Below are 22,644 nucleotides of genomic sequence, written 5' to 3' on the forward strand. Positions count from 1 at the left end.
AGGTAGCGCCCGTGGCATGCGACGATGTGCGGCATGCCGCAGCAACCCCCCGTTCGGACCACCTCCCGGCGGCTACCGCGTCCGGACGCGTCCATGTCGTTGATCACCAACGTGATGGACCACAGCCTCGACGAGGGATACGCCGAGGCTGCCGCGCGGAAGCAGGCCGACGGGGACGGAGGTATGCCGAAGACCCTCAGGGCGAAACTGGGGCTTGCCGGCGGTCTGGTGCTCGCGGCCCTGGTGGTGACCGTCGGGGCCGCGCAGGCCAGAGTGGAGGCTCCCGTCGTCGCCAAGGAGCGCGAGGAACTGATCGAGAGGATCGACCGGGAGACCGAGGCGGCGGACAAGCTCGAGGACGGCATCGACACCCTCCGTGCCGACGTGAGCGCGCGGCAGCGCGAGGCGCTCAGACAGAGCGGTGAGAGCGACCGTGCCGACCTGGTGGGCATCCTGGCGGGAGCCGTCGCGGTGCACGGCCCCGGCGTGAAGCTCGTGGTGAACGACGCCAAGGACACAAGCGGCGGCGGGGACGGCGACGCGAGGTCGACCACCGGGTTCTCCGACACCGGGCGGGTCCGCGACCGGGACATGCAGCGCGTGGTCAACGGTCTGTGGGAGTCCGGAGCCGAGGCGATCTCCATCAACGGGCAGCGGCTGACCGCTCTTTCTGCGATCAGGGCCGCGGGGGACGCGATACTGGTCGACAACAGGCCGCTGGTACCGCCGTACACGGTCTTCGCCGTGGGGGACGGCCAGGAGCTGAGCAGCCGGTTCCAGAACAGCTCGGACGGGCTGTACCTGCATGCCCTGCAGGAGAACTACGGCATCCGTACGGCTCTCTCGGTGGAGGACGACCTCCGGCTGCCCGCCGCACCGAGTGTGATCGTACGAACCGCACAACCGATAACCGAGACTGCACCTGAGAAAGGCACATCGTGATCGCCGTACTGGGCCTCGTCGTGGGCGTCGTGGCCGGCCTGTTGGTCCGGCCCGAGGTTCCGGCGGTCGTCGAGCCGTACCTGCCGATCGCCGTCGTGGCCGCGCTCGACGCCGTCTTCGGCGGGCTGCGGGCCATGCTCGACGGCATCTTCGACGACAAGGTCTTCGTGGTGTCGTTCCTGTCGAACGTGGTCGTCGCCGCGCTGATCGTCTTCCTCGGCGACGAGTTGGGTGTGGGTGCCCAGCTGTCCACGGGCGTGGTGGTCGTGCTCGGTATCCGGATCTTCTCCAACGCCGCGGCAATCCGCCGGCACGTGTTCCGGGCGTGAGACCGATGAGCGATCAGGACCACGAGCCCGAGCACGAGGACCCCCGTCAGGGCGGCAGGATGACGCCCGAGCCGCAGACCGGACCGCGCGCGGCGGCCCCCGGCGCCCGTCAGGTGTCCCGGCCCCATCCTGCCCCGGCACCGCGCCCTGCCCTCGCGCCGCGTCCCGTCGCGGCATCCGGCGGCGGGTTCCGCAAGGAACTGCCCGACGAGGTGCCCGCGTCCGCGAATGCGTCCGCGGAGTCCGCCTCCCCGGAGGGGGAGACGCCGCCGGATCGGCCCGGATCCGGGCTGTCCGGACGGCAGCGGCTGGTGAACAGCCTGTGGCCGCCTCGGATCACCCGGGCCCAACTCATCGTCGCCCTGCTGCTGTTCGGTCTCGGCTTCGGCCTGGCAGTCCAGGTGGCCTCGAACAGCGACGGCGACAGTGCCCTGCGTGGTGCCCGCCAGGAGGATCTCGTCCGCATCCTCGACGAACTCGACGACCGCACAGAGCGTCTTGAGGAGGAGAAGCAGGGACTCGAGGAGCAGCGCGACGAGCTCGAGAACAGCTCGGACCAGGCCGAGGAGGCTCGTCGGCAGACGCTGGAGAGGGAACGCCAGCTCGGCATTCTGGCGGGCACGGTCGCCGCACAGGGCTCCGGCATCACGCTGGTCGTCGAGGACCCGAAGGGGATGGTCGCGTCGAACATGCTGCTCGACGCGGTCCAGGAGCTGCGCGCGGCCGGCGCCGAGGCCATTCAGGTGAACGGCATACGGGTCGTGGCGGGCACCTACCTGTCGGATTCCGGCGACGGAGTGAGCGTCGACGGGAACAAGATCACCGCACCCTATCGTTTCAAGGTCATCGGCAAGCCGCAGGACCTCGAGCCGGCGCTCAACATCCCTGGAGGAGTGGTGCAGACTCTCGAGAAGGAACAGGCCACCGCCTTGGTGGAGAGGTCGACCAAGATCGTTGTGGATGCCTTGCGACCGGCGAAGCAGCCTGGCTACGCTCGGTCGTCCTCGCAGTGAACCGGGGGTGCATGGAGGGCGACCGGCGAGAGCAGGAGGTTGCGGGGGGTCGGCGCACCGAATGGGTGGTGCGTGGTGGAAACTGTCTGGTGGATACGGACGTTGTGAGGATGTCCGGGTCGGCCAGTGTGTTCAGTCAGGGTTCGTCCTGCCCCACGGGCGGGTCTGTTTCGGTCAAGGGGAATCGCCCGTGAAGTTGTTTGGGAAGTTGTTCGGCAAGAGCGCGCGAGAAGGCCGCGCCAACGCGACCGCTCGTCATCGCGCACAGCCCGACGCGGAGGCGTCGCGTCCGCTGTACCGGGATCAGGTCGGTGGTCCCGGGGAGAACGTTGCGGGAGGCCAGGGCGCGCCGTCGGTTGACCCTGCGCAGTCGAGCGGCATAGGTTTCGGGCAACCGTCAGCCTCAGGTACGGGTGGAGGGTTTTCCGCCCCGTACGCGTCCCAGGCCCCCGGTGGGCAGGAGGATCCGTCCATGTCGGCCTTGGTGTGTACGAGGTGCGGTAACCGCAACGCGGAGAACAGTCGCTTCTGTTCGAACTGCGGCGCCCCGCTCAGGCCCGGAGCCGTCCCGGAGCGCCCCTCCGAGACGACGTCCACCATCTCCATTTCCGGTCTCGAGGCGTACGACGCAGAGGTCACGGGCCAGACGCAGGTCCCGGCGCTGTCCCCGGAGGCGCAGGCTGCTGTCGACGCGCTGCCGATGGGTTCCGCGCTCCTGGTCGTACGCCGCGGGCCGAACTCGGGCAGCCGTTTCCTGCTGGACGGCGATCTGACCACGGCCGGCCGCCACCCGCAGAGCGACATCTTCCTGGACGACGTGACGGTCTCCCGCCGGCACGTGGAGTTCCGCCGCGGCCAGGACGGTTCGTTCACGGTGGCCGACGTGGGCAGCCTGAACGGCACGTACGTCAACCGTGAGCGGATCGACCAGGTCGGCGTGTCGAACGGTGACGAGGTGCAGATCGGCAAGTACCGACTGGTCTTCTACGCGAGCCAGCGGGGCTACTGACCCTCCCCGGACTCCGTCCGGGGCACCCTGACCCCAGGGAAGGTCCATGCTTCACACACCGAGCGGCGGTGCCGGGCACGGTATCGCCGCAGCGGAAACTGGACTGATGAGCATCGGTACGGTGCTGAACGTGCTGCGCGAGGAGTTCCCCGAAGTCACCATCTCCAAGATCCGTTTCCTGGAGTCGGAAGGGCTCATCGAGCCGCGGCGGGCCCCCTCGGGGTACCGCAAGTTCAGCGCCGAGGACGTGGAGCGCCTCGGCCACGTCCTGAGGATGCAGCGGGACCACTATCTGCCGCTCAAGGTGATCCGCGAGCACCTGGACGCCATGGAGCGCGGGGAGGCCGTGCCCCTTCCGGTACTGTCCCGGCAGCGGGACGGGGAAGCCGGTCCCGAGCCGGTTGCCGACCGGCTCGCCACAGTGGCCCGGATCGGGCGGGCGCAGCTGCTGGCGGCGTCCGGCGTCGACCAGCGCCAGCTCGCGGAGTGGGAGTCGTACGGGCTGCTCGCGCCGGTCGAGGACGAGGTGTACGACGCCGAGGCGGTCACCGTCGCCGGCCTCATCACCGAGCTGGGGCGGTTCGGGATCGAGCCGCGGCATCTGAGAGCGATGAAGGCCGCCGCCGACCGGGAGGCCGGGCTGGTCGACCAGGTCGTCGCCCCGCTCAAGCGTCACCGCAACCCGCAGACCAGGGCGCACGCGCAGGCGCGCACGAAGGAGCTCGCCGGTCTCACGGCGAAGCTCCACGCGGCGCTGGTGAGCTCGGCGCTCGGGGTGCGGCTGCCCTGAGAGGGCGAGTGGGGAGGCCCGGATCGGCCGTCCGATCCGGGCCCGACTACCCAAACGTCCCGGGCACGGCCTAGGGTTGCTGTGTGAACGAGCTCGATGTCGTAGGTGTCCGGGTCGAAATGCCCTCGAACCAACCGATCGTGCTGCTGCGTGAAGTGGGAGGCGACCGGTACCTCCCCATCTGGATCGGACCGGGGGAGGCGACGGCCATCGCCTTCGCCCAGCAGGGTATGGCTCCCGCACGCCCGCTGACCCACGACCTCTTCAAGGACGTGCTGGAAGCTGTCGGCCAAGAGCTCACGGAAGTGCGCATCACGGACCTGCGTGAGGGGGTCTTCTACGCGGAGCTGGTCTTCGCCAGCGGTGTCGAGGTGAGCGCCCGGCCGTCCGACGCCATAGCGCTGGCGCTGCGCACCGGTACGCCGATCTACGGCAGCGACACGGTGCTCGACGACGCGGGGATCGCCATCCCGGACGAGCAGGAGGACGAGGTCGAGAAGTTCCGCGAGTTCCTCGACCAGATCTCGCCGGAGGACTTCGGCTCCAGCAGCCAGTGAGGAGCTTCGGCCGTTCCGCCGGAACGCTGCTCGGGATCCGGTGCGTGAGAGCGTTGCCCGGCCCGTGCGGAGGGTATTCGGCTAGCCTTTCCCCGCGGTGGGGCACGGGAAACCACTCTTAGGGTGATTATCACTCGGCGTGCCGAGTGTGGCGATCGTTGACGCACCCTTGGCGACTGCCTACCGTCGAGGAGGCAGGTCAAGGACGGAGGTCGGCGTGAGAAGCACCGGCGACGGTACGGCTGGGGGTGCCCCCGGACATGGTCTCGGGGTGAGCGGTCCGTACCCTCCCCCAGGCTCTCAGCTCCGCGCGAGCGGGGCGTATGCCCATCACGGCAGCCCGGCCGATCCTGCTCCGCAGCGACCGGCGGCCGTGCCGAGCAGCGGAGGGGCGACGACGTCCATGGAGCCCGAGGAGATCGGCTACCGCGGCCCCACGGCCTGCGCGGCCGCCGGCATCACCTACCGGCAACTGGATTACTGGGCTCGCACCGGACTGGTCGAGCCGAGTGTGCGGCCTGCCCATGGTTCGGGGACCCAGCGGCTGTACAGCTTTCGGGACGTTGTCGTCCTGAAGATCGTCAAGAGGTTCCTGGACACCGGTGTCTCGCTGCAGAACATCCGGACCACCGTCCGGCACCTGCGGGAGGGGGGCTTTCACGACCTGGAGCGCATGACGCTGATGAGCGACGGCGCCACGGTCTACGAGTGCTCCACGCCCGACGAGGTCCATGCCCTGCTCCAGGGCGGCCAGGGAGTCTTCGGGATCGCCGTGGGCGTGGTGTGGCGGGACGTCGGGAGCGCGCTGTCGCAGCTGCACGGGGAGCGCATCGACACCGGAGAGACGCTGATTGGCCCCAACCCGACGGACGAGCTGGCAAGGCGGCGCAACCGCGCCGTATGAGCCGCTGCGCCGCACGGGGCCCGTCCCGTCCGCGCTCCTGTGCGGTGGGTACGGGGCGGCGGCACGTGGGGTGGGGCGTTGTCAGTGGCGTAGGGCAGCATCGGAGCTGTGAGATCCGCGCCCACCGTCCTGCACCTCGACATGGACGCCTTCTTCGCCTCGGTGGAGCAGGCGTCCAAGCCGAGCCTGCGCGGGAAGGCCGTGGTCGTGGGCGGGCTCGGGCCGCGGGGTGTGGTCGCCACCGCCTCGTACGAGGCCCGGTTCTTCGGTGTCCGCTCTGCGCTGCCCATGGCGCAGGCGCGGCGGCTCGCGCCGAACGCGGCGTATCTGGTGCCCCGCTTCGCGTTGTACCGGTCGATCAGTGACCAGGTGATGGGTCTGCTGCGGGCGCTGTCACCGTTGGTGGAGCCGTTGAGTCTCGACGAGGCGTTCGTGGATCTGGAGGCCGGGGGGGCGGCCGGGGACGAGCGGTCCGCGAGGCTTGCCGGGGCGAAGCTGCGCGCCGACATCCGGGCGGTTACGGGGCTCACCGGATCGGTGGGGCTGGCGGCCTCCAAGATGCTGGCGAAGATCGCCTCGGAGCAGGCCAAGCCGGACGGCCTGGTGCTGATCGAGCCGGGGACCGAGCGGGCCCTGCTGGCACCACTGCCGGTCCGGACTCTGCCGGGTGTCGGGCCGGCCACCGGTGACCACCTGCGGCGTGCCGGGATCCACACGGTCGGGGAACTTGCCGAGGCGGGGGAGGCCGAGCTGGTACGCCTGCTCGGCAAGGCACACGGACACGCTCTGCACGCCATGTCCCTGGCGCGGGACGAACGATCCGTGGTGGCCGAGCGGGAGACGAAGTCGGTGTCGGTCGAGGACACCTACGACGTGGACATCCACGACCGGGTGCGGGTCGGAACGGAGGTCCAGCGCCTCGCCGACCGCTGTGTGCGCCGGCTGAGGACGGCAGGGCTGTCGGGCCGGACCATCGTGCTGAAGGTGCGCCGGTACGACTTCTCGACGCTCACCCGCTCCGAGACCCTGCGAGGGCCCACGGACGATCCCGCGGTGGTGCGCGAGGCCGCGGCGCGGCTGCTGGACTCGGTCGACACGACGGGCGGCGTGCGGCTGCTGGGCGTGGGGGTCAGCGGGCTCGCGGACTACACGCAGGAGGACCTGTTCGCACAGGCGGCGGGGGAGCGGGAGAAGGAGCTGCTGGGCGAGGAGGCGGGGGCGGCCGCACCCTCGGAGGAACAGCAGCAGGCGGACGCCGAGCGGCGCTGGCCTGCCGGGCACGACGTACGGCACAGTGAGTACGGCCATGGGTGGGTCCAGGGCAGTGGCCTGGGGAGGGTCACCGTGCGGTTCGAGACGCCCGGGTCGGTGCCGGGGCGGGTGCGGACCTTCCGGACCGGGGACCCGGCCCTGCACCCCGCGGATCCGCTGCCGTTGGTGGAGAGAAGACCTCGGGACGACAGGGAGAGCGCGGACGGCCCGAGCAACAAGGACGGTCGGGCCGGCGACGGTCGGCACGCTGAGGGCGGCCAGGGCGGCCGGGAGGTCCGGGGCAGCCAAGAGGCAGCGGCCGGTGTACCGGATCCAGGGCTCTCGGGAGGGTAGGACCCAGGGCTGCCCCGGACGTGGAACAGTGACGAGGACCGTGCGGATTGTGCCCGCAGAGGCCGGAGGGCGGGGCAGCAACGGCACGTGGGTGCCACGGAGGGCGTCAGGCTGAGTCGTCGCTGCCGGCGAGTTTGCCGAAGTCGTGGTCCGGGAGCGGGGGAGGGGCGGCGATGTCCAGGCCGTAGTGGTGGTAGAGCTGGAGCTCCTGCTCCGGGGAGAGGTGACGGCCCACGCCGAAGTCGGGGGCGTCCTTGATCAGGGCGCGTTCGAAGGGAATGTGGAGGCCGCCGTCGATCAGCTCGCTCGGCTCCAGAGGAACGAAGGCGTCCCTGCTGAACAGGCCGGTGCGTATCGCCGCCCACTCCGGCACGCCGGTGGCGTCGTCGAGATAGACCTCGTCGATCGTGCCGATCCGGGTGCCGTTGCGGTCGAATGCCTTGCGGCCGATCAGGTTGCGCGGATCGATGTCGGTCTGCACGGGCCCTCCACTGGTCGCAATTCCGCACACCACTCGTCAGCACTACAAAACGGCACAATCGGCGCGTCGGCCACTCGAACGTCCGGATCTTGCCCTCGCTGGTACGCTGGCAGCGGCTGCTGACCCCGTGCGGGAGAGTCCTCCAGGCGCCACCGGAGGGCGCCGAAGGAGCAAATCCTCCCCGGAATCTCTCAGGCCCACGTACCGCATGGACGAGGTCACTCTGGAAAGCAGAGCGGGTGTCCACGGTTTCCGCTCTCACCGACGGTGAAAGCCGGCTGCCCCGGGCAGCCGGTGAAGCTCTCAGGTTGAGATGACAGAGGGGGAGGCCGTCCGGGCACCCGTCACGGTGCCCCTCGAAGGTCGTCAGACCAGGAGGCCTCCGCACATGACCGTCCATCGCATTCCCCTCTCCGAGCTCGAACAGGGAACGCCCTTCGAGCGGCGTCACATCGGCCCCGACCACGAGGCCCGCGCCAAGATGCTCGCGCAGGTCGGCTACGGCTCGCTCGACGAGCTGACGGCCGCCGCGGTCCCGGATGTGATCAAGAACGCTGACGCGCTGGACCTGCCGGATGCCCGGACCGAGCCCGAAACGCTGGACGAACTGCGATCGCTGGCCGACCGCAACGAGGTGCTCGGCTCCATGATCGGGCTGGGGTACTACGGGACCTTCACGCCGCCCGTCATCCTGCGGAACGTGATGGAGAACCCCGCCTGGTACACGGCGTACACGCCGTACCAGCCGGAGATCTCGCAGGGACGGCTCGAAGCGCTGCTGAACTTCCAGACCATGGTCGCCGAGCTCACCGGCCTGCCGACCTCCGGTGCCTCCCTGCTCGACGAGGGCACCGCGGCCGCCGAGGCGATGGCCCTGTCGCGCCGCATGGGCAGGAACAAGAGGGGCCTGTTCCTGGTCGACGCGGACGCGCTGCCGCAGACCGTCGCCGTCATCGAGACCCGGGCCGAGCCGGCCGGCGTCGAGGTCGTGGTCGCCGACCTGAGCGAGGGCATCCCCGCCGAGGTGGCCGAGCGCGAGATCAACGGCGTGCTGGTCCAGTACCCGGGCGCCTCCGGTGCCGTACGCGACATCAAACCGGTGATCGACCAGGCGCACGAGCTGGGCGCGCTCGTCACCGTGGCCGCCGATCTGCTCGCCCTCACGCTGCTGAGGTCCCCCGGCGAACTCGGCGCGGACATCGCCGTCGGCACGACACAGCGCTTCGGAGTGCCGATGGGCTTCGGCGGACCGCACGCCGGATACATGGCCGTGCAGGAAAAGATGGCGCGCAGTCTGCCCGGCCGGCTCGTCGGCGTCTCCGTCGACGCGGACGGGCACAAGGCCTACCGGCTCGCCCTCCAGACCCGTGAACAGCACATCCGCCGTGAGAAGGCCACCAGCAACATCTGTACCGCCCAGGTGCTGCTCGCCGTCATGGCCGGCATGTACGCCGTGCACCACGGCCCCGAGGGGCTGCGGACCATCGCGTGGCGCACCCACCGCTATGCGACGGTCCTCGCCGAGGGACTGCGGGCCGGCGGCGTGGAGATCGTCCACGCAGCCTACTTCGACACGCTGACCGTACGGGTCCCCCGGCGGGCCGCCGAGGTCGTGGCCGCCGCCCGGGACAACGGCGTCAACCTGCACCGCGTCGACGCCGACCTCGTCTCGATCGCCTGCGACGAGACCACCACGCGCGACCGGCTCGCCGCAGTGTGGAGCGCCTTCGGCCTCGAGGGTGACGTCGAGTCCCTGGACGCGGCCGCGCGCAACGCCCTGCCGGACGCCCTGCTGCGCACCGACGAGTACCTGACGCACCCCGTCTTTCACCAGCATCGCTCCGAGACGGCGATGCTGCGCTACCTGCGCAGGCTCGCCGACCGCGACTACGCGCTGGACCGCGGCATGATCCCGCTGGGCTCCTGCACCATGAAGCTCAACGCGACCGCGGAGATGGAGCCCGTCACCTGGCCCGAGTTCGGGCAGTTGCATCCCTTCGCGCCGGCCGGGCAGGCCCAGGGTTACCTCACCCTCATCCGCGAGCTGGAGGACCGGCTCGCGGAGGTCACCGGCTACGACCGGGTGAGCCTCCAGCCCAATGCGGGCTCCCAGGGCGAACTGGCCGGGATGCTCGCCGTGCGCGGCTACCACCGGGCCAACGGCGACGAGCAGCGCACCGTCTGCCTCATCCCGTCCTCCGCGCACGGAACCAACGCCGCCAGCGCCGTCATGGCCGGCATGAAGGTCGTCGTCGTGAAGACCGCAGAGGACGGCGAGGTCGACATCGACGACCTGCGCGCGAAGATCGAGCGGTACCGCGACGAGCTGTCGGTGCTGATGATCACCTACCCCTCCACGCACGGTGTGTTCGAGGAGCATGTCGCCGACATCTGCGCGGCCGTGCACGAGGCCGGCGGCCAGGTGTACGTGGACGGCGCGAACCTCAACGCGCTGGTCGGGCTGGCCAAGCCCGGACACTTCGGCGGGGACGTCTCGCACCTGAACCTGCACAAGACCTTCTGCATCCCGCACGGCGGCGGTGGTCCCGGCGTCGGCCCGGTCGGCGTGCGGGCGCATCTGGCGCCGTACCTGCCCAACCATCCGCTGCAGCCCGAGGCGGGGCCGGAGACCGGGATCGGGCCCATCTCGGCGGCGCCGTGGGGCTCTGCGGGAATCCTGCCCATCTCGTGGGCGTACGTCCGGCTGATGGGCGGCGAAGGGCTCAAGCGGGCCACCCAGGTAGCGGTACTCAGCGCCAACTACATCGCCAAGCGCCTCGAGCCGCACTATCCGGTGCTGTACGCCGGTCCCGGCGGGCTGGTCGCGCACGAGTGCATCATCGACCTGCGACCCCTGACCAAGGCGACCGGCGTGAGCGTGGACGACGTGGCCAAGCGGCTGATCGACTACGGCTTCCACGCGCCGACGATGTCGTTCCCCGTGGCCGGGACGTTGATGATCGAGCCGACCGAGTCCGAGGACCTGGCCGAACTCGACCGGTTCTGCGAGACGATGATCGCGATTCGCGCGGAGATCGAGAAGGTCGGCTCCGGTGAGTGGCCCGCGGACGACAACCCCCTGCGCAACGCCCCGCACACCGCCGCCGCGCTCGGCGGGGAGTGGGAGCACGCCTACAGCCGTCAGGAAGCCGTCTTCCCGACCGGAGTGAGCGCCACCGACAAGTACTGGCCGCCGGTCCGCCGCGTCGACCAGGCCTTCGGCGACCGCAACCTGGTGTGCTCCTGCCCGCCGCTCGAGGCGTACGAGGACTGACGCGGCGGGAGAAACCTGCGGGAAAACCTCCTACCGGGGAGTGGAAGGGCTCTGCTTCGGCCGGCCGAAGCAGAGCCCTTCGCCGTACCTCCGTCCGTACCTCCCGCCTGCCCTGTGGGACCGGGCCGGAGCCTGGGCGGGACCGGGACCGCTTCCGCGTGTCAGATGCGGTCGATATGGACGTTTGTCGACTTCACCCGGGCGGTGGCCTCCATGCCGACCTCCAGCCCGAGTTCCTCGACGGCCTCGCGGGTCAGCAGCGAGACCAGTCGGTGCGGGCCCGCCTGGATCTCGACCTGGGCGGCCACGTCGCCGAGCTTGATCGCGGTGACGATGCCGGGGAAGGCGTTGCGCGTCGAGGTGTACGGCGTGCCCTCCTCGGTCGCGCCGGCCTTCGCGAGGTCGACCGAGAACGCCGCCAGGTCCTGCCCGTCGATGAGCCGCCGGCCGCCTTCGTCGCGGTGGGTGGTGACCCGGCCCGCGTCCGCCCAGCGGCGGGCGGTGTCCGGGCTGACGCCGAGCAGCCGCGCTGCCTGGCCGATCGTGTAGGACTGCATGCCGATCACGATAGGGCGGGAGGTGGAGCCGGACGGTGCGGGGGCGATGAGGGGAGCGGCCGTGGCGCCCTCCGATCATCAGGTTCGTCGAATCCGCGCGTAAGGTTCGCGGCATGATCCGAAAGTTTCGTACGTCCGGGTGGAACTGATGCGGCGCGGCCCGGTGTGCTCGGTGGTCGTCGCCGCGCCGTGATCGGCCGTTTCGAACCGGCTCCCCGGTCGCGCCGTGGTCCGAGGCGCCGTTGGTGCGGAGGGATTGTGCCGGACCGGCCGGTCGGCGGGAGTGTCGCCTTTCCGGGGATGGTGGAAACGGGCGGCGCGGCCCCGGTGCGCGACCGCCGCGGCGTGTGCGGTGAAGGGTGGCGGCAGATTCACCGCGTACAAGGGGTTGCCACCGTTTGTCGGCTGTCTCTAGGGTGCGGCAACAACGCATGTTTCCGGACCTCTTCCGAATCTTTCGAATCGGTGGGTGGGTAGGGAGATGTCCGCCCCAGACTCCAAGGAGCGCATGACATGGGCGACCCGGCACTGTCCCGCCGCGGCTTCCTGGCGGCCTCCGCCGCGGCCGGCCTGGGCATCACAGCACTGAGCGCGTGTGGTGGCGACTCGGAGGGAGGGTCGTCGGGGACGACCACGATCGAGTGGTGGAACATCTCCACCACCCAGCCGACAAAGGATGTCTGGGCCGCTCTCGCCCGAAAGTTCGAGCAGCAGAACCCCACGGTCAAGATAAAGATCGTGCAGCTCGAGAACGACGCCTACAAGTCCAAGATGACCGCGCTGACCGCATCCGGGAAGCTGCCGGACATCTTCCACACCTGGGGCGGTGGCGTACTCAAGCAGCAGGTCGATGCAGGGCTCGTCGAGGACCTCACCGGCTCCACCAAGGCGTTCGCCGACGGGCTGCTGCCGGTCGCCAAGGAGCCCTATCTCCTCGACGACAAGCTGTACGGCATCCCGTTCGACATCGGCATGGTCGGCTTCTGGTACAACAAGGCGCTCTTCCAGAAGGCCGGCATCGCCGAGCCGCCGACCACCTGGAGCGACTTCCTGGGCGCGGTGAGCAAGCTGAAGGCCGCCGAGGTCACGCCGATCGCCCTGGCCGGCAAGGAGGCCTGGACCGGCATGTACTACTGGGCGTACCTCGCGATGCGCACCGTCGGCATCGACGCGCTCGCGAGGGCCGACGAGGACAACGACTTCACCGGCCCCGGTTTCGTCCAGGCCGGAGAGCACCTCAAGGACCTCGTCGACCTGGAACCGTTCCAGAAGGGATTCCTCGGCGCCTCCTACTCCACCCCCACCGGCCAGGCCGCCGCCGTCGGCAACGGCAAGGCGGCCATGGAACTGATGGGCCAGTGGGCTCCCGTCGTCGAGGCCGACGCGGGCAAGGGCCTCGGGGACGACCTCGGGTTCTTCCCGTTCCCGGCCGTCGAGGGCGGGAAGGGCGCTATCACCGAGGTGTTCGGAGGGGGCGGCGGGCACGCGCTGCGCCGGGGCGCGCCGCAGGCAGCCGTCGACTTCCTGGAGTTCTTCGCCTCCGAGGCGACGGACCGCGAACTGGTCGAGGAGACCGGTGTGCTGCCGGTCGTCCCCGCCGCGGAGGCGGCGCTGACCGACCCCAACCTCCAGGCCGTGCAGCAACAGCTCAAGGGCAGCACCGGCTTCCAGCTCTACCTCGACCAGGCCTACGCCCCCGCCCTCGGCCAGGAGATCAACGCCTCCGTCGGCGCGCTCATCGCCGGCTCCAAGTCGCCCGGGCAGGCCGCCGAGTCCATCACGAAGACGGCGAAGGAAGAGCAGTAGCCGGCGATGGCCTCCACGTTCCTGCCGGACAAGAGGACCGGCCCCGAAACCGATCCCCCGCCCCCGCCCACCTTTGACGCGCGTGGCCGCCGACGCCGCCGCGCGCGGCACTGGCTCACCGCGGTCGGCTTCCAGGTGCCCGCGCTGGTGCTGTTCGGCGTCCTGGTACTGCTGCCGATCCTGTTCGCCGTGTACGCCGCCTTCTTCCGGTGGGGCGGCTTCGGCATGCCGTCCGACTTCGTCGGCGGCGACAACTTCGTCCGGCTGTTCCAGGACCCCGTGTTCCTGGGCGACCTGTGGCGCTGCCTCCTGCTGGTCGCCCTGTCGCTGGTCCTCCAGCTGCCGTTCGCGCTGGCTCTGGCCGTGGCGCTGAACCAGAGGGTACGCGGCCGGGCGGTGTACCGCATGCTGTTCTTCGCCCCGTACGTGCTGTCCGAGGCCATCACCGGCGTGCTGTTCGCGATGATCTTCGCCCCGGGTGAGGGACTCGCCGACGAACTCCTGGGCAAGGTGGGGCTGGAGGGCCTCGGCGGGGAGTGGTTCGCCGATCCCGACATGGTGATGGCGACCCTCTTCCTGGTCATGACCTGGAAGTACTTCGGCTTCCATATGATGCTCTACCTGGCCGGACTCCAGTCCATACCCAAGGAGTTGACCGAGGCGGCGCTGATCGACGGCACGGGTCCCTGGCAGCGCTTCCGCAAGGTCACCCTGCCGCTGCTGGCCCCGACCCTGCGCATCAGTATCTTCCTGTCGGTGATCGGCGCCATCCAGCTGTTCGACCTGGTGTGGGTGATCACCCAGGGTGGTCCCGACCACCACTCCGAGACCATGGCCGTGACCATGTTCCAGTACGGCTTCAAGCGCTACCAGGTGGGCTACGCCAGCGCGATCAGTGTGGTCATGTTCGGCATCAGTCTCGTCTTCGCCCTCGCCTACCAGCGCTTCGTGCTGCGCCGGGACCTCGAAGGGGCGACCACGACCATGCGCGGAGGCGGAAAGTGACGCTCCCTCAGAGAAATTCGTCTCTCGGCGCGTCCGCGTCCGCACAGGTGCCCCTGGACACGTCCGTGGGAGGGGCCGGGGCCGGCTCCGTGTCCGGTTCAGGGACCGGGGCCGGGGCCGTGCCCCGGCCTCCGCGCCGGCGTTCTCTCCGGACCCTGCCCCTGCATCTCGTCCTGATCGCCGTCGGCGCGGTGATGGCGGTACCCCTGCTCTACGCCGTGCTCTCCGGGTTCAAGTCCACCGACCAACTCTCCGGCAACCCCGTCGGACTGCCCGACCCGTGGGTCGGCGCCAACTACACCGGCATCCTGGCCTCCGGTGACTTCTGGAGGTTGGTCGGCAACAGCACCCTGATCGCGATTGCCACGGCCCTGATCGCGGTCGCGGTGTCCGCGCTGGCGGCGTTCTCCTTCGCCCGGTTCGCCTTCCGGGGACGGGAGGTGCTGTTCACACTGTTCACGATGGGGTTGATGTTCCCGTTCGCGGTGGCCGCGCTGCCGCTGTTCCTGCTGCTGCGCTCCATGGGCCTGCTGGACAACCCGCTCGGCGTGATCCTCCCGCAGGCCGCCTTCGGCCTGCCGATGACGATCATCATCCTGCGCGGATTCTTCCGGCAGATCCCGGGAGAGCTGGAGGAGGCGGCCACACTCGACGGCTGTAGTCCGTTCGGCTTCTTCTGGCGGGTGCTGCTGCCGATGGCACGGCCCGCGCTGGGCACCGTCTCGGTGCTCGCCGTGGTCACCAGCTGGAACAACTTCTTCCTGCCGCTGCTGGTGTTCACCGACGACACCTGGTGGACGATCCCCATCGGTGTCCAGCAGTTCCAGGGCCAGTACTCCGCGGACACCGCGCGGGTCTTCGCTTATCTGGTCCTGGCGATGGTTCCCGCGCTCGCCTTCTACTCGGTCGCCGAGCGCCAGCTCGTCGGCGGCCTGACCGCGGGCGCGACCAAGGGGTGACGTATGCATGGGTGGGGTGTCGCGCGGTGTGACGAACCCTGGATGCGTGTCGGGGTCGGTTCGCGGAAGTCCCGCGGTCCGGCCTCTGATGTTCCGCTGGCGGGCCTGCTCCGCCCTAGGCGGTGGTCATCATCTGGACGGCGTCCCGGGGGCGCTGCGGAGCGATGCAGCTGCCGTCGGGCAGGAGCTCGCCGGTGTCCTCGAAGAGCACGACACCGTTGCACAGCAGGCTCCAGCCCTGCTCCGGATGGTGCGCCACGAGACGGGCGGACTCCCGGTCGGCGGAATCGGCTGAGGGGCACGGTGACTGGTGCTGGCACATGGATGGGATCTTTCGCTCTGGCGTGACCTGTGGGCTGGCTGTCGTTTCAGTTCCGCGGCGTGAAGCTTCGTTCATGGCCGCCCCCCGTGGTGATAGGCCCGTCGAGACAGGCCGGTCGGAAACCAGTGTTGCCCTTTGGAGGGCGATCCGCAGGAATTTCGCGGCACCTCCTCCTCACAGGTTGATGACGCATCACCCGGGCGGACGGTTCACCTCAACGGCACCGTCACTTCGGGTGGTTTGGTGTAGCCGGATGAGGCTAGTCCGGTCCGTGGTCCTGGTTGCTCCGGGTGCTTGGGCCGTCTCGGTCCTCCTCGTGGCATGCGCGTCCCCCGCCGTCGGTGGTCCGGCGGCGGGGCACGGAAGGGCGCGCGCGAGGCGGGGCAGGTGTCAGGCGGGTGAGCCGAGCAGCCGGTCGGGTGCGACCCGATGGGTCAGCACCGGGAGCAGTTCGGCGGCCCGGTGCGGCCGGTGGGCCGCGATGCCCGGCGGCGCCGGGGCGAGGGGGACGAGCAGGTCGGTGGCGGCCGGATGGCCGGTGGCACCGTCCGCGGTGCGGTCGCCGTGCAGCCAGAGGGCCAGCATGTAGAGGCCGGGCACCGACAGCAGCCGGGGCTGGTACGGCTGTGGCAGGGCCTCGGCCTGACGCAGGGCCAGTTCGGTGGAGGTGATGTAGGGGCCTTCGAAGAAGCGCGAGAAGGCCCAGCCGTCGGGAGTGAGCACGGTGTCCGCCGCGGCCACCGCCCGGTCGCCGCAGCGGATCAGGAAGCGCCAGCCGGCCAGCCGCGTCGCGGACACGCCCTCGGCGGTGACCCGGTCCAGGACGTGTACGGGCAGAGGAAGTTCTGGTGAAGCAGACCCCTCGGCACCGAGGAGGGAGGGGGTTCGGGCCTCGCTGACCGCGGTGGGGGAGGAGAGCGCGGTCAGGACGGAACGCAGTGCGGGCGCGGGGGCCGGGGGGACATGCAGGGGCATGGTGGGTCGCCTCTCATTCGAAGGCACAGTGGCGCGAGGGCGGGACGGACGGCGCTGTCAGCTCGCGAAGGCCGGAAGGCAGGGGCCGGGGGTCCGAGTGCGAGAGGTGGGGGTGAGGAGTGGCCGCACGTCACCTCGTCGGCTGGATCACTCGACCGTGGGCGCCAACCTTCTGCCTTGTCCACGGAGTTTATACGACGCGTGTTCGGGCCATGTTTCAGCTAGCCGTTTCCGAACCGCGAAACAAGGGTAATTTTGGACGATGAAACGGGGGAATCATCCCGATTCCCGGCCGGGGGCGCGGCGATGACCTCGACAAATGGCCGCACCGTGGTAGGCCTATTGTCGTCGGCGCTTTTCATGAGTTCGCCGTCGCCTTGTGACGTGCACCATCGGCCATGCCGCGTGAATGTGCCACTGGTTACCCTCGGCCAGCGTAGCGGCCGACAGGGCAGTTCGGGGCGTTATCGATCGCATCCGCTGGGCATCCTCCTCTGTGGACCAGAACCCCGGCGGCCGGTCATCGGGTCGCCCATTCGACGAGGAGGACGCTTCGATGGGGGAGAAGGTAGTGGCAGGCGGGTTCGACCTGTCCGATCGCCAGCGCTACCGCGACAAGCTCCACAGGTGTCTGACGGGCTTGGAGCGACTCCTGGCGGAGAAGCGGTTCGACCGCCCCAGGAACCTGATGGGGCTGGAGATCGAATTGAATCTCACGGGCGCCGACGGCATGCCGAAAATGTTGAATGGGCAAGTCCTCGAACGGATTGCGAGCCGCGACTTCCAAACAGAACTCGCCATGTTCAACCTGGAAGTCAACATTGCCCCACACCGTTTGGACGGCCGGGTATTCGACCGGCTCGCCGAGGAACTGCGCACCTCCCTCGCGTACGCGGACCGGAAAGCCGCCGAGGTGGACGCGGGAATCGTGATGATCGGCATTCTGCCGACGCTGGACCGCGACGACCTGGTCTCCTCGAACCTCTCCGCCGTTGATCGCTACACCCTGCTCAACGACCAGATCGTGGCCGCCCGGGGGGAGGACTTCACCCTCGACATCGAGGGGGTGGAACGTCTCAGCTGTACTTCCAGGTCCATCGCGCCGGAGGCAGCCTGCACGTCGGTCCAACTGCACCTCCAGGTCACCCCGGCACGCTTCGCCGACGCGTGGAACGCGGCCCAGGCGGTTGCCGCCGCACAGATCGCCGTCGGCGCCAACTCACCCTTCCTGTTCGGACGTGAACTGTGGCGCGAGTCCCGGCCGCCGCTGTTCCAGCAGTCCACCGACACCCGTCCGCCCGAGCTCCAGGTACAGGGAGTACGGCCGCGCACCTGGTTCGGCGAGCGCTGGGTCGACTCGGCGTTCGACCTCTTCGAGGAGAATCTGCGTTACTACCCGGCACTCCTGCCGATCTGCGACGACGAGGATCCGCTCGACGTGCTGGACCGGGGCGGCACCCCCTCGCTCGCGGAACTCGTCCTGCACAACGGCACGGTCTACCGCTGGAACCGCCCGGTCTACGATGTCGCCGACGGCGTGCCCCACCTACGGGTGGAGAACCGGGTCCTGCCCGCCGGCCCCACCGTCGTCGACGTGGTCGCCAACGCGGCGTTCTACTACGGTCTGGTCCGCGCCCTCGCCGAGGACAGCCGCCCCGTGTGGACCCGGCTGCCCTTCGAGGCCGCCGCCGCCAACTTCGACGCCGCCTGCCGGCACGGCATCGACGCCCGCTTCACCTGGCCCCGGCGCGGGCGCTACGGAGGTACGGCCGAGGTGGATGCAGTCACCCTCGTACGCGACGAACTGCTGCCGCTGGCCGAGGCGGGACTGGACGCGTGGGGCATCGAATCCGCGGACCGGGACCTGTACCTCGGCGTGATCGAGGAGCGCTGCCGGCGTCGGCAGAACGGGGCGAGCTGGCAGGCAGCGACCTTCCACCGGGCGCTGGACGGAGGCCTGTCCCGGGAGGCAGCACTGGCGGCCACCACCCGGCGCTACCGTGAGCTGATGCTACGGGGCGATCCCGTGCACACCTGGCCCATGGGGCTCCCGGAGCCGGTATCCGCGGACTGAGCCCCGGGCGGGGCTCGAGGCGGACGATCCTGGACAGCCGGAAGGACGGCCGGCCGCGGGACCGGCGGCCGAGGACCGCCCGCCGGGCGCTCCACCGGTGCCTTCATACTGAACCGGTCGGACAGCTCGGTGATGTGGAGGCAGGTGTGCAGGCGGAGGCGGGGCCGGAGGCCGGTGTGTATCCTCAGCGGCGGCTCACGCGGAAGACGCTCCGCGACGAGACGCTGCTCGTGCTCGCGGTGTCGCTCGGCGCGAGCGCGGTGTCCGCGCTGATCAGTTTCGTCGGCTCGGTCACCCGGCCGGGCGGCCTGAAGGACCAGGCGGCCACCCTCAACGGCTCGGCGGCACCGGGACGCCCCTGGCTCGACCTGGCCTGGCAGCTCTTCGGGATCACCAGCGCGCTCGTCCCCGTCGCGCTCGTCGCCCACTTCCTGATCCGCGAGGGTGCGGGACTGCGCACCCTCGGCTTCAACCGCACCCGGCCCTGGTCCGACCTCGGCCGCGGGGCGGCGGTCGCGGCGGCCATCGGCAGCAGCGGCATCGCCTTCTACCTGGCCATGCGCGGCCTCGGCTTCAACCTCACCGTGGTACCCGAGGCGCTGCCCGAGGTGTGGTGGAAGTTCCCCGTGCTGATCCTCTCGGCGATGCAGAACTCGATCCTCGAAGAGGTCATCGTCCTCGCCTATCTGCTGCGCCGGCTCGAGCAGTTGGGCTGGTCACCGGGCGCCGCGATGGCGGCCAGTTCGGTACTGCGCGGCTCGTACCACCTCTACCAGGGCATCGGCGGGTTCATCGGCAACATGGTGATGGGCGTGGTGTTCGTCCACCTCTACCGCCGCTGGGGCCGGGTGGGGCCCCTGGTGGTCGCGCACACGCTGCTCGACATCGGGGCGTTCGTGGGGTACGCGCTGCTCGCGGGCAAGGTGGACTGGCTGCCTACGGCATGAGTGGCCGGGGGGGGAAGGGGGCGCGCCGTGGTGCCGTACGCCCCCGTTGTCGTATCGGGCTCGGCTTGGGGCCTGCCCGGCGGATCATGCCGAAGACGCGGGGCCCGGCACGCCTTCGACGTTGTCGTATGGGGTGGGTGTCGATGTCTGTGCAGCCGAAGGGGCCGGGGGAGATTCCGGGGGAGACGGTGCGGGGGGGCCAGGGCCGCGTTCCCCAAGGGGGCTGGCGATCCGTGTCCGGGACGAGCTGGGCCCGCTGTTCACCGACGAGGAGTTCGCGGACCTCTTCCCGGCGCGGGGAAAGCCCTCCTGGTCACCGGGGCGCCTCGCGTTGGTGCTGGTGTTGCAGTTCGTCGAAGGGCTCACCGACCGGCAGGCCGCGGAGGCGGTGCGGGCGAGGATCGACTCCGAATACGCCCTCGCGTTGGAACTGGCCGATCCGGGCTTCGACTTCTCGGTGCTGTCGGAGTTCCGGGACAGGCTCATCGAAGCGGGGGCGGGCAGGCGGGTGCTGGACGGCATCCTGGCCGCCGCTCGGGAGAGGGCGCTGCTCAAGACCGCCGGTCGGGCTCGTACGGACTCCACGCATGTGCAGTCCGCGGCACGGGAGCTGTGCTGGCTGGAGATGGTCGCGGAGACGCTGCGTTCGGCGTTGAACACGCTCGCGCAGGCTGCCCCCGACTGGCTGGCCGGGATCGCCGGGCCGGACGGGTTCCGGCATTACACCACCCGGGCCGGGGATTCCCGGTTCCCCAAGGCCCACACGAAGCGGGAGGAGGTCGGCCGACGGATCGGGACGGACGGTATGCAGCTGCTTGACGCCGTCTTCTCGCCCCGGGCACCGGCCGGACTCCGCGAGCTGGAGCGGGGGAGATCCTGCGGCAGATGTGGGTCCAGCACTTCCACCTGGCTGGGGGCGAGGTGCGGTAGCGGGACTCTGCTGCTCGATTCGAGGGAGGGTCACGCACCGCATCCGAGAGGGGCCGGCCGGGGCGCCGGACCGCCTCCCCGCGAGGCCCTTTCCCTGCGCCCCGCCGACAGGCCGGCGTCACTCTCCGTAATCGAGCGGCAGAGTCGGCGGGACCCCAAAGACCGCCCGCCGGGCGCTAAGCGCCTGGTCACGCCCCATGGCCCCGAAGCCAGGGGGAGCAAGAAGCGCGACATCCTCTGGGACGGATACAAGACCCATTTGACCGGGACCTGTGACCCGGACACCCCGCATCCGATCACGAACGTGGCCACCACCGTCGCTACCGTCCCCGACAGCGTGACGGGCGAGAAGATCCACAACGGCCTGGCCGGACGGGACTGCCTGCCCGGCGGACACCGGGTCGACACCGGATACGCCACCGCCGCCCAGACCGCGGCCGCCCGCCGTGCCCACGGCATCGAGCTGCACGGACCTCTCCAGGAAGTCACCGTTGCCCAGGTGAAGAACGGCGGCGGCTACGGCCAGGACGCCTTCACCATCGACTGGGACCAGCAGTACGTCACTTGCCCGAACGGAGCTGTCAGCACCCAGCGGGCTCTGCGCAGCTCTCAGCAGCAGCTTCCCGTGATCCGGGTCAGATTTTCTCCCGCCGACTGCCGCCATTGCCCCGCACTGCGAGACTGCGTCAGCTCACCCAAGGCCGAGCGCAGGGAACTCACTCTGCGGCAGCACGACGAGCACCAGGCCCTTCAACGCACCCGCGCTCTCCAGCAGACCGATGACCGATGACCGGAAAGACCGCTACAAGGTCCGCGCCGGCGTCGAAGGCACCATCTCCCAAGGCGTCGGGCGCTGCGGCCTGCGCAGATCCCGCTACCGCGGCCTGGCGAAGACCAGCCTCCAGCACCAGCTGACCGGCGCCGCGATCAACCTCGCCCGCACTGACACCCACCTCACCGGACGACCACGAGCCCGCACACGCACCCGCACTCGCACTCGCACCCGCCACTTCGCAGCACTTCGCCCCGCCGACCAAGTCGGCGGGGCGAAGCAACAAGACCCGAATCAACCAACAGCGTCCGCGACCGCTGCGGGCCCTTCGAGCAGGGGGCGCCCCCATCGGCGTTGTCGTCGGTTGCCGGCTCCCCCGCTCCCGGCTGCGCTCGAGCGCGGGCACCCCCATCGCGCCGACACCCTCCTCGACCCAGCTGGACGGACGCCGCCGGTCACCTCCGACTCGACCCACCGGACAGGCCCTGGTCCGAGGGTCCGCCGCCGCCCGCGATCCCGCCGCCCGGCAGGGCGGCGCTCAGCAGTTCGCCTTCGATGACGGTCACCGCCCGTCCGCCCAGCAGGGTGCGCTCGCCGCGCAGCTCCGTACGCACGCGGCCCGAGCGGGGTGAGGCCTGCAGGCCGGTGAGAGCGGTGCGGCCCAGGCGCTCGGCCCAGTAGGGGGCCAGCGCGGTGTGAGCGCTGCCGGTGACGGGATCCTCGTCGATACCGACGTTCGGGAAGAAGCACCGGGAGACGAAGTCGTGGCCCAGGGAGGGGTTCTCCGCGCGGACGGTGGCGATGACGCCGCGCGCGGAGCGGGCGCCGAGGGTTCTGAGGTCGGGCCGCAGGGCGTGGGCCGTCCGCTCGTCGGCGACCTCGACCAGCAGATCACCGACGAGCGGACCGGTGTCGAAGGCCGTGAGCGGTTCGGCCCCCAAGGTCTCGGCGAACGCCTCGGGCAGGTCGAGCGGGGTGAGCGGGGCCGTGGGGAAGTCCATGGTCACGGATCCGTCCTCGGCCGGCGCCGCGACGAGAACGCCACTGCGGGTGGAGAACCGGACGGGGCCCTTGTGAGCGCCGGTGGTGTGCAGGACGTGGGCGGTGGCGAGGGTCGCGTGACCGCACATCGCCACCTCGGCGGCGGGAGTGAACCAGCGCAGCGCCGAGTCGGCCCCCTGCCCCCGGGCAGCGGGTGCGCGAAGGCGGTCTCGGCGTGGTTGACCTTCAGGGCGACGTTCTGGAGCCAGCCGTCGTCCGGGAAGGCGTCTGTGTCCAGGAGCAGGACTCCGGCCGGGTTTCCGGCGAAGGGCCGGTCGGTGAAGGCGTCGACGACTCGTATGCGCATCCCCTGACGGCAGGACGTCGGTGAAGCCGCAGACCAAGGCCAATC

The 22,644-nt window shown here is 70.1% G+C and carries 18 protein-coding genes, 3 pseudogenes and 1 riboswitch; of the genes and pseudogenes, 16 read left to right on the forward strand and 5 right to left on the reverse strand.

The features are described 5' to 3' along the window. Nucleotides 1–24: 24 nt before the first annotated feature. From HUV60_RS29215 to HUV60_RS29250, 8 genes are all read left to right on the forward strand, one after another. The gene (locus HUV60_RS29215; protein ID WP_257851490.1) at nt 25–942 is read left to right on the forward strand and encodes a DUF881 domain-containing protein; all 918 of its coding nucleotides are present in this window, start codon (nt 25–27) and stop codon (nt 940–942) included. Continuing rightward, entirely contained in the window at nt 939–1,271 is a 333-nt protein-coding gene (locus HUV60_RS29220; RefSeq protein WP_030808725.1) for a small basic family protein, read from the forward strand. Before HUV60_RS29215 ends, HUV60_RS29220 begins: the two co-directional genes overlap by 4 nt. Before the next feature lie 59 nt (nt 1,272–1,330). Then, nucleotides 1,331–2,284 carry a DUF881 domain-containing protein gene (locus tag HUV60_RS29225; RefSeq protein WP_443047553.1) on the forward strand — a complete coding sequence of 318 codons (954 nt, stop codon included), beginning with the start codon at nt 1,331–1,333 and terminating at the stop codon, nt 2,282–2,284. Nucleotides 2,285–2,345: 61 nt separating this feature from the next. Further along, the gene (locus tag HUV60_RS29230) at nt 2,346–3,293 is read left to right on the forward strand and encodes a zinc-ribbon and FHA domain-containing protein (protein ID WP_257851487.1); all 948 of its coding nucleotides are present in this window, start codon (nt 2,346–2,348) and stop codon (nt 3,291–3,293) included. Between the two features lie 46 nt (nt 3,294–3,339). Further along, nucleotides 3,340–4,083, forward strand: coding sequence for a transcriptional regulator FtsR (gene ftsR / locus HUV60_RS29235; RefSeq protein WP_257851486.1), 744 nt, complete (start codon nt 3,340–3,342; stop codon nt 4,081–4,083). Nucleotides 4,084–4,166: 83 nt separating this feature from the next. Then, entirely contained in the window at nt 4,167–4,640 is a 474-nt protein-coding gene (locus HUV60_RS29240) for a bifunctional nuclease family protein (protein ID WP_003988851.1), read from the forward strand. A gap of 217 nt (nt 4,641–4,857) precedes the next feature. Further along, the gene (locus tag HUV60_RS29245) at nt 4,858–5,544 is read left to right on the forward strand and encodes a MerR family transcriptional regulator (RefSeq protein ID WP_257851478.1); all 687 of its coding nucleotides are present in this window, start codon (nt 4,858–4,860) and stop codon (nt 5,542–5,544) included. 108 nt (nt 5,545–5,652) lie between these two features. Beyond that, nucleotides 5,653–7,149 (forward strand): DNA polymerase IV, encoded by a 1,497-nt coding sequence (locus HUV60_RS29250; protein ID WP_257851477.1) that lies wholly within the window; start codon nt 5,653–5,655, stop codon nt 7,147–7,149. A gap of 106 nt (nt 7,150–7,255) precedes the next feature. Here the strand turns inward: HUV60_RS29250 and HUV60_RS29255 are convergent, their stop codons facing one another. Further along, a complete protein-coding gene (locus HUV60_RS29255; RefSeq protein ID WP_257851476.1) occupies nt 7,256–7,630 on the reverse strand; it encodes a PRC-barrel domain-containing protein in 375 nt (124 codons plus the stop codon). A gap of 120 nt (nt 7,631–7,750) precedes the next feature. After that, a riboswitch (glycine riboswitch) is annotated at nt 7,751–7,847 on the forward strand. Nucleotides 7,848–8,018: 171 nt separating this feature from the next. Here HUV60_RS29255 and gcvP point away from each other — a divergent pair. Beyond that, nucleotides 8,019–10,904 (forward strand): aminomethyl-transferring glycine dehydrogenase, encoded by a 2,886-nt coding sequence (gcvP, locus tag HUV60_RS29260; RefSeq protein ID WP_257851474.1) that lies wholly within the window; start codon nt 8,019–8,021, stop codon nt 10,902–10,904. Nucleotides 10,905–11,065: 161 nt separating this feature from the next. Here gcvP and HUV60_RS29265 read toward each other — a convergent pair whose 3' ends face one another. Further along, nucleotides 11,066–11,461: a TOBE domain-containing protein gene (locus HUV60_RS29265; protein WP_257851470.1), complete on the reverse strand. Its 396-nt coding sequence runs from the start codon at nt 11,459–11,461 to the stop codon at nt 11,066–11,068. Between the two features lie 513 nt (nt 11,462–11,974). Here HUV60_RS29265 and HUV60_RS29270 point away from each other — a divergent pair. From HUV60_RS29270 to HUV60_RS29280, 3 genes are all read left to right on the forward strand, one after another. Then, a complete protein-coding gene (locus HUV60_RS29270; protein WP_257851469.1) occupies nt 11,975–13,267 on the forward strand; it encodes an extracellular solute-binding protein in 1,293 nt (430 codons plus the stop codon). A 6-nt stretch (nt 13,268–13,273) separates the two neighbouring features. After that, a complete protein-coding gene (locus HUV60_RS29275) occupies nt 13,274–14,272 on the forward strand; it encodes a carbohydrate ABC transporter permease (protein ID WP_257851468.1) in 999 nt (332 codons plus the stop codon). Nucleotides 14,273–14,466: 194 nt separating this feature from the next. Then, complete coding sequence (locus tag HUV60_RS29280; RefSeq protein WP_257851792.1) at nt 14,467–15,231, forward strand: carbohydrate ABC transporter permease; 765 nt, start codon at nt 14,467–14,469, stop codon at nt 15,229–15,231. Nucleotides 15,232–15,346: 115 nt separating this feature from the next. Here HUV60_RS29280 and HUV60_RS29285 read toward each other — a convergent pair whose 3' ends face one another. Together HUV60_RS29285 and HUV60_RS29290 are read right to left on the reverse strand one after the other, a co-directional pair. Beyond that, on the reverse strand, nt 15,347–15,553 hold the full coding sequence (locus tag HUV60_RS29285) for a DUF5999 family protein (protein ID WP_331462027.1): 207 nt from the start codon (nt 15,551–15,553) through the stop codon (nt 15,347–15,349). Between the two features lie 390 nt (nt 15,554–15,943). Then, nucleotides 15,944–16,528 carry a hypothetical protein gene (locus HUV60_RS29290; protein WP_257851466.1) on the reverse strand — a complete coding sequence of 195 codons (585 nt, stop codon included), beginning with the start codon at nt 16,526–16,528 and terminating at the stop codon, nt 15,944–15,946. 556 nt (nt 16,529–17,084) lie between these two features. Here HUV60_RS29290 and HUV60_RS29295 point away from each other — a divergent pair. From HUV60_RS29295 to HUV60_RS29310, 4 genes and pseudogenes are all read left to right on the forward strand, one after another. Further along, complete coding sequence (locus tag HUV60_RS29295) at nt 17,085–18,602, forward strand: glutamate-cysteine ligase family protein (RefSeq protein WP_257851465.1); 1,518 nt, start codon at nt 17,085–17,087, stop codon at nt 18,600–18,602. A gap of 146 nt (nt 18,603–18,748) precedes the next feature. Next, a complete protein-coding gene (locus tag HUV60_RS29300; protein WP_257851464.1) occupies nt 18,749–19,549 on the forward strand; it encodes a CPBP family intramembrane glutamic endopeptidase in 801 nt (266 codons plus the stop codon). Nucleotides 19,550–19,692: 143 nt separating this feature from the next. Further along, a pseudogene (locus HUV60_RS29305) lies at nt 19,693–20,473 on the forward strand (transposase); the annotation flags it as partial. Between the two features lie 148 nt (nt 20,474–20,621). Then, nucleotides 20,622–21,513, forward strand: a pseudogene (locus HUV60_RS29310) (transposase); the annotation flags it as partial. A gap of 274 nt (nt 21,514–21,787) precedes the next feature. On the opposite strand, the pseudogene HUV60_RS29315 reads toward HUV60_RS29310, so the two are convergent. Continuing rightward, nucleotides 21,788–22,599: pseudogene (locus tag HUV60_RS29315) on the reverse strand (PhzF family phenazine biosynthesis protein); the annotation flags it as partial. Nucleotides 22,600–22,644 lie beyond the last annotated feature (45 nt).

Source organism: Streptomyces sp. KMM 9044 (assembly GCF_024701375.2).
Taxonomy (GTDB): domain Bacteria; phylum Actinomycetota; class Actinomycetes; order Streptomycetales; family Streptomycetaceae; genus Streptomyces.

Coding starts and splice junctions, on each gene's coding strand:
- HUV60_RS29230 (WP_257851487.1), top strand. CDS start 2,346: ATGGGTGGTGCGTGGTGGAAACTGTCTGGTGGATACGGACGTTGTGAG.
- HUV60_RS29225 (WP_443047553.1), top strand. CDS start 1,331: ATGACGCCCGAGCCGCAGACCGGACCGCGCGCGGCGGCCCCCGGCGCC.
- HUV60_RS29270 (WP_257851469.1), top strand. CDS start 11,975: ATGGGCGACCCGGCACTGTCCCGCCGCGGCTTCCTGGCGGCCTCCGCC.
- HUV60_RS29295 (WP_257851465.1), top strand. CDS start 17,085: ATGGGGGAGAAGGTAGTGGCAGGCGGGTTCGACCTGTCCGATCGCCAG.
- HUV60_RS29280 (WP_257851792.1), top strand. CDS start 14,467: ATGGCGGTACCCCTGCTCTACGCCGTGCTCTCCGGGTTCAAGTCCACC.
- HUV60_RS29265 (WP_257851470.1), bottom strand. CDS start 11,461: ATGCAGTCCTACACGATCGGCCAGGCAGCGCGGCTGCTCGGCGTCAGC.
- ftsR (WP_257851486.1), top strand. CDS start 3,340: ATGCTTCACACACCGAGCGGCGGTGCCGGGCACGGTATCGCCGCAGCG.
- HUV60_RS29275 (WP_257851468.1), top strand. CDS start 13,274: ATGGCCTCCACGTTCCTGCCGGACAAGAGGACCGGCCCCGAAACCGAT.
- HUV60_RS29215 (WP_257851490.1), top strand. CDS start 25: ATGTGCGGCATGCCGCAGCAACCCCCCGTTCGGACCACCTCCCGGCGG.
- HUV60_RS29290 (WP_257851466.1), bottom strand. CDS start 16,528: ATGCCCCTGCATGTCCCCCCGGCCCCCGCGCCCGCACTGCGTTCCGTC.
- gcvP (WP_257851474.1), top strand. CDS start 8,019: ATGACCGTCCATCGCATTCCCCTCTCCGAGCTCGAACAGGGAACGCCC.
- HUV60_RS29285 (WP_331462027.1), bottom strand. CDS start 15,553: ATGTGCCAGCACCAGTCACCGTGCCCCTCAGCCGATTCCGCCGACCGG.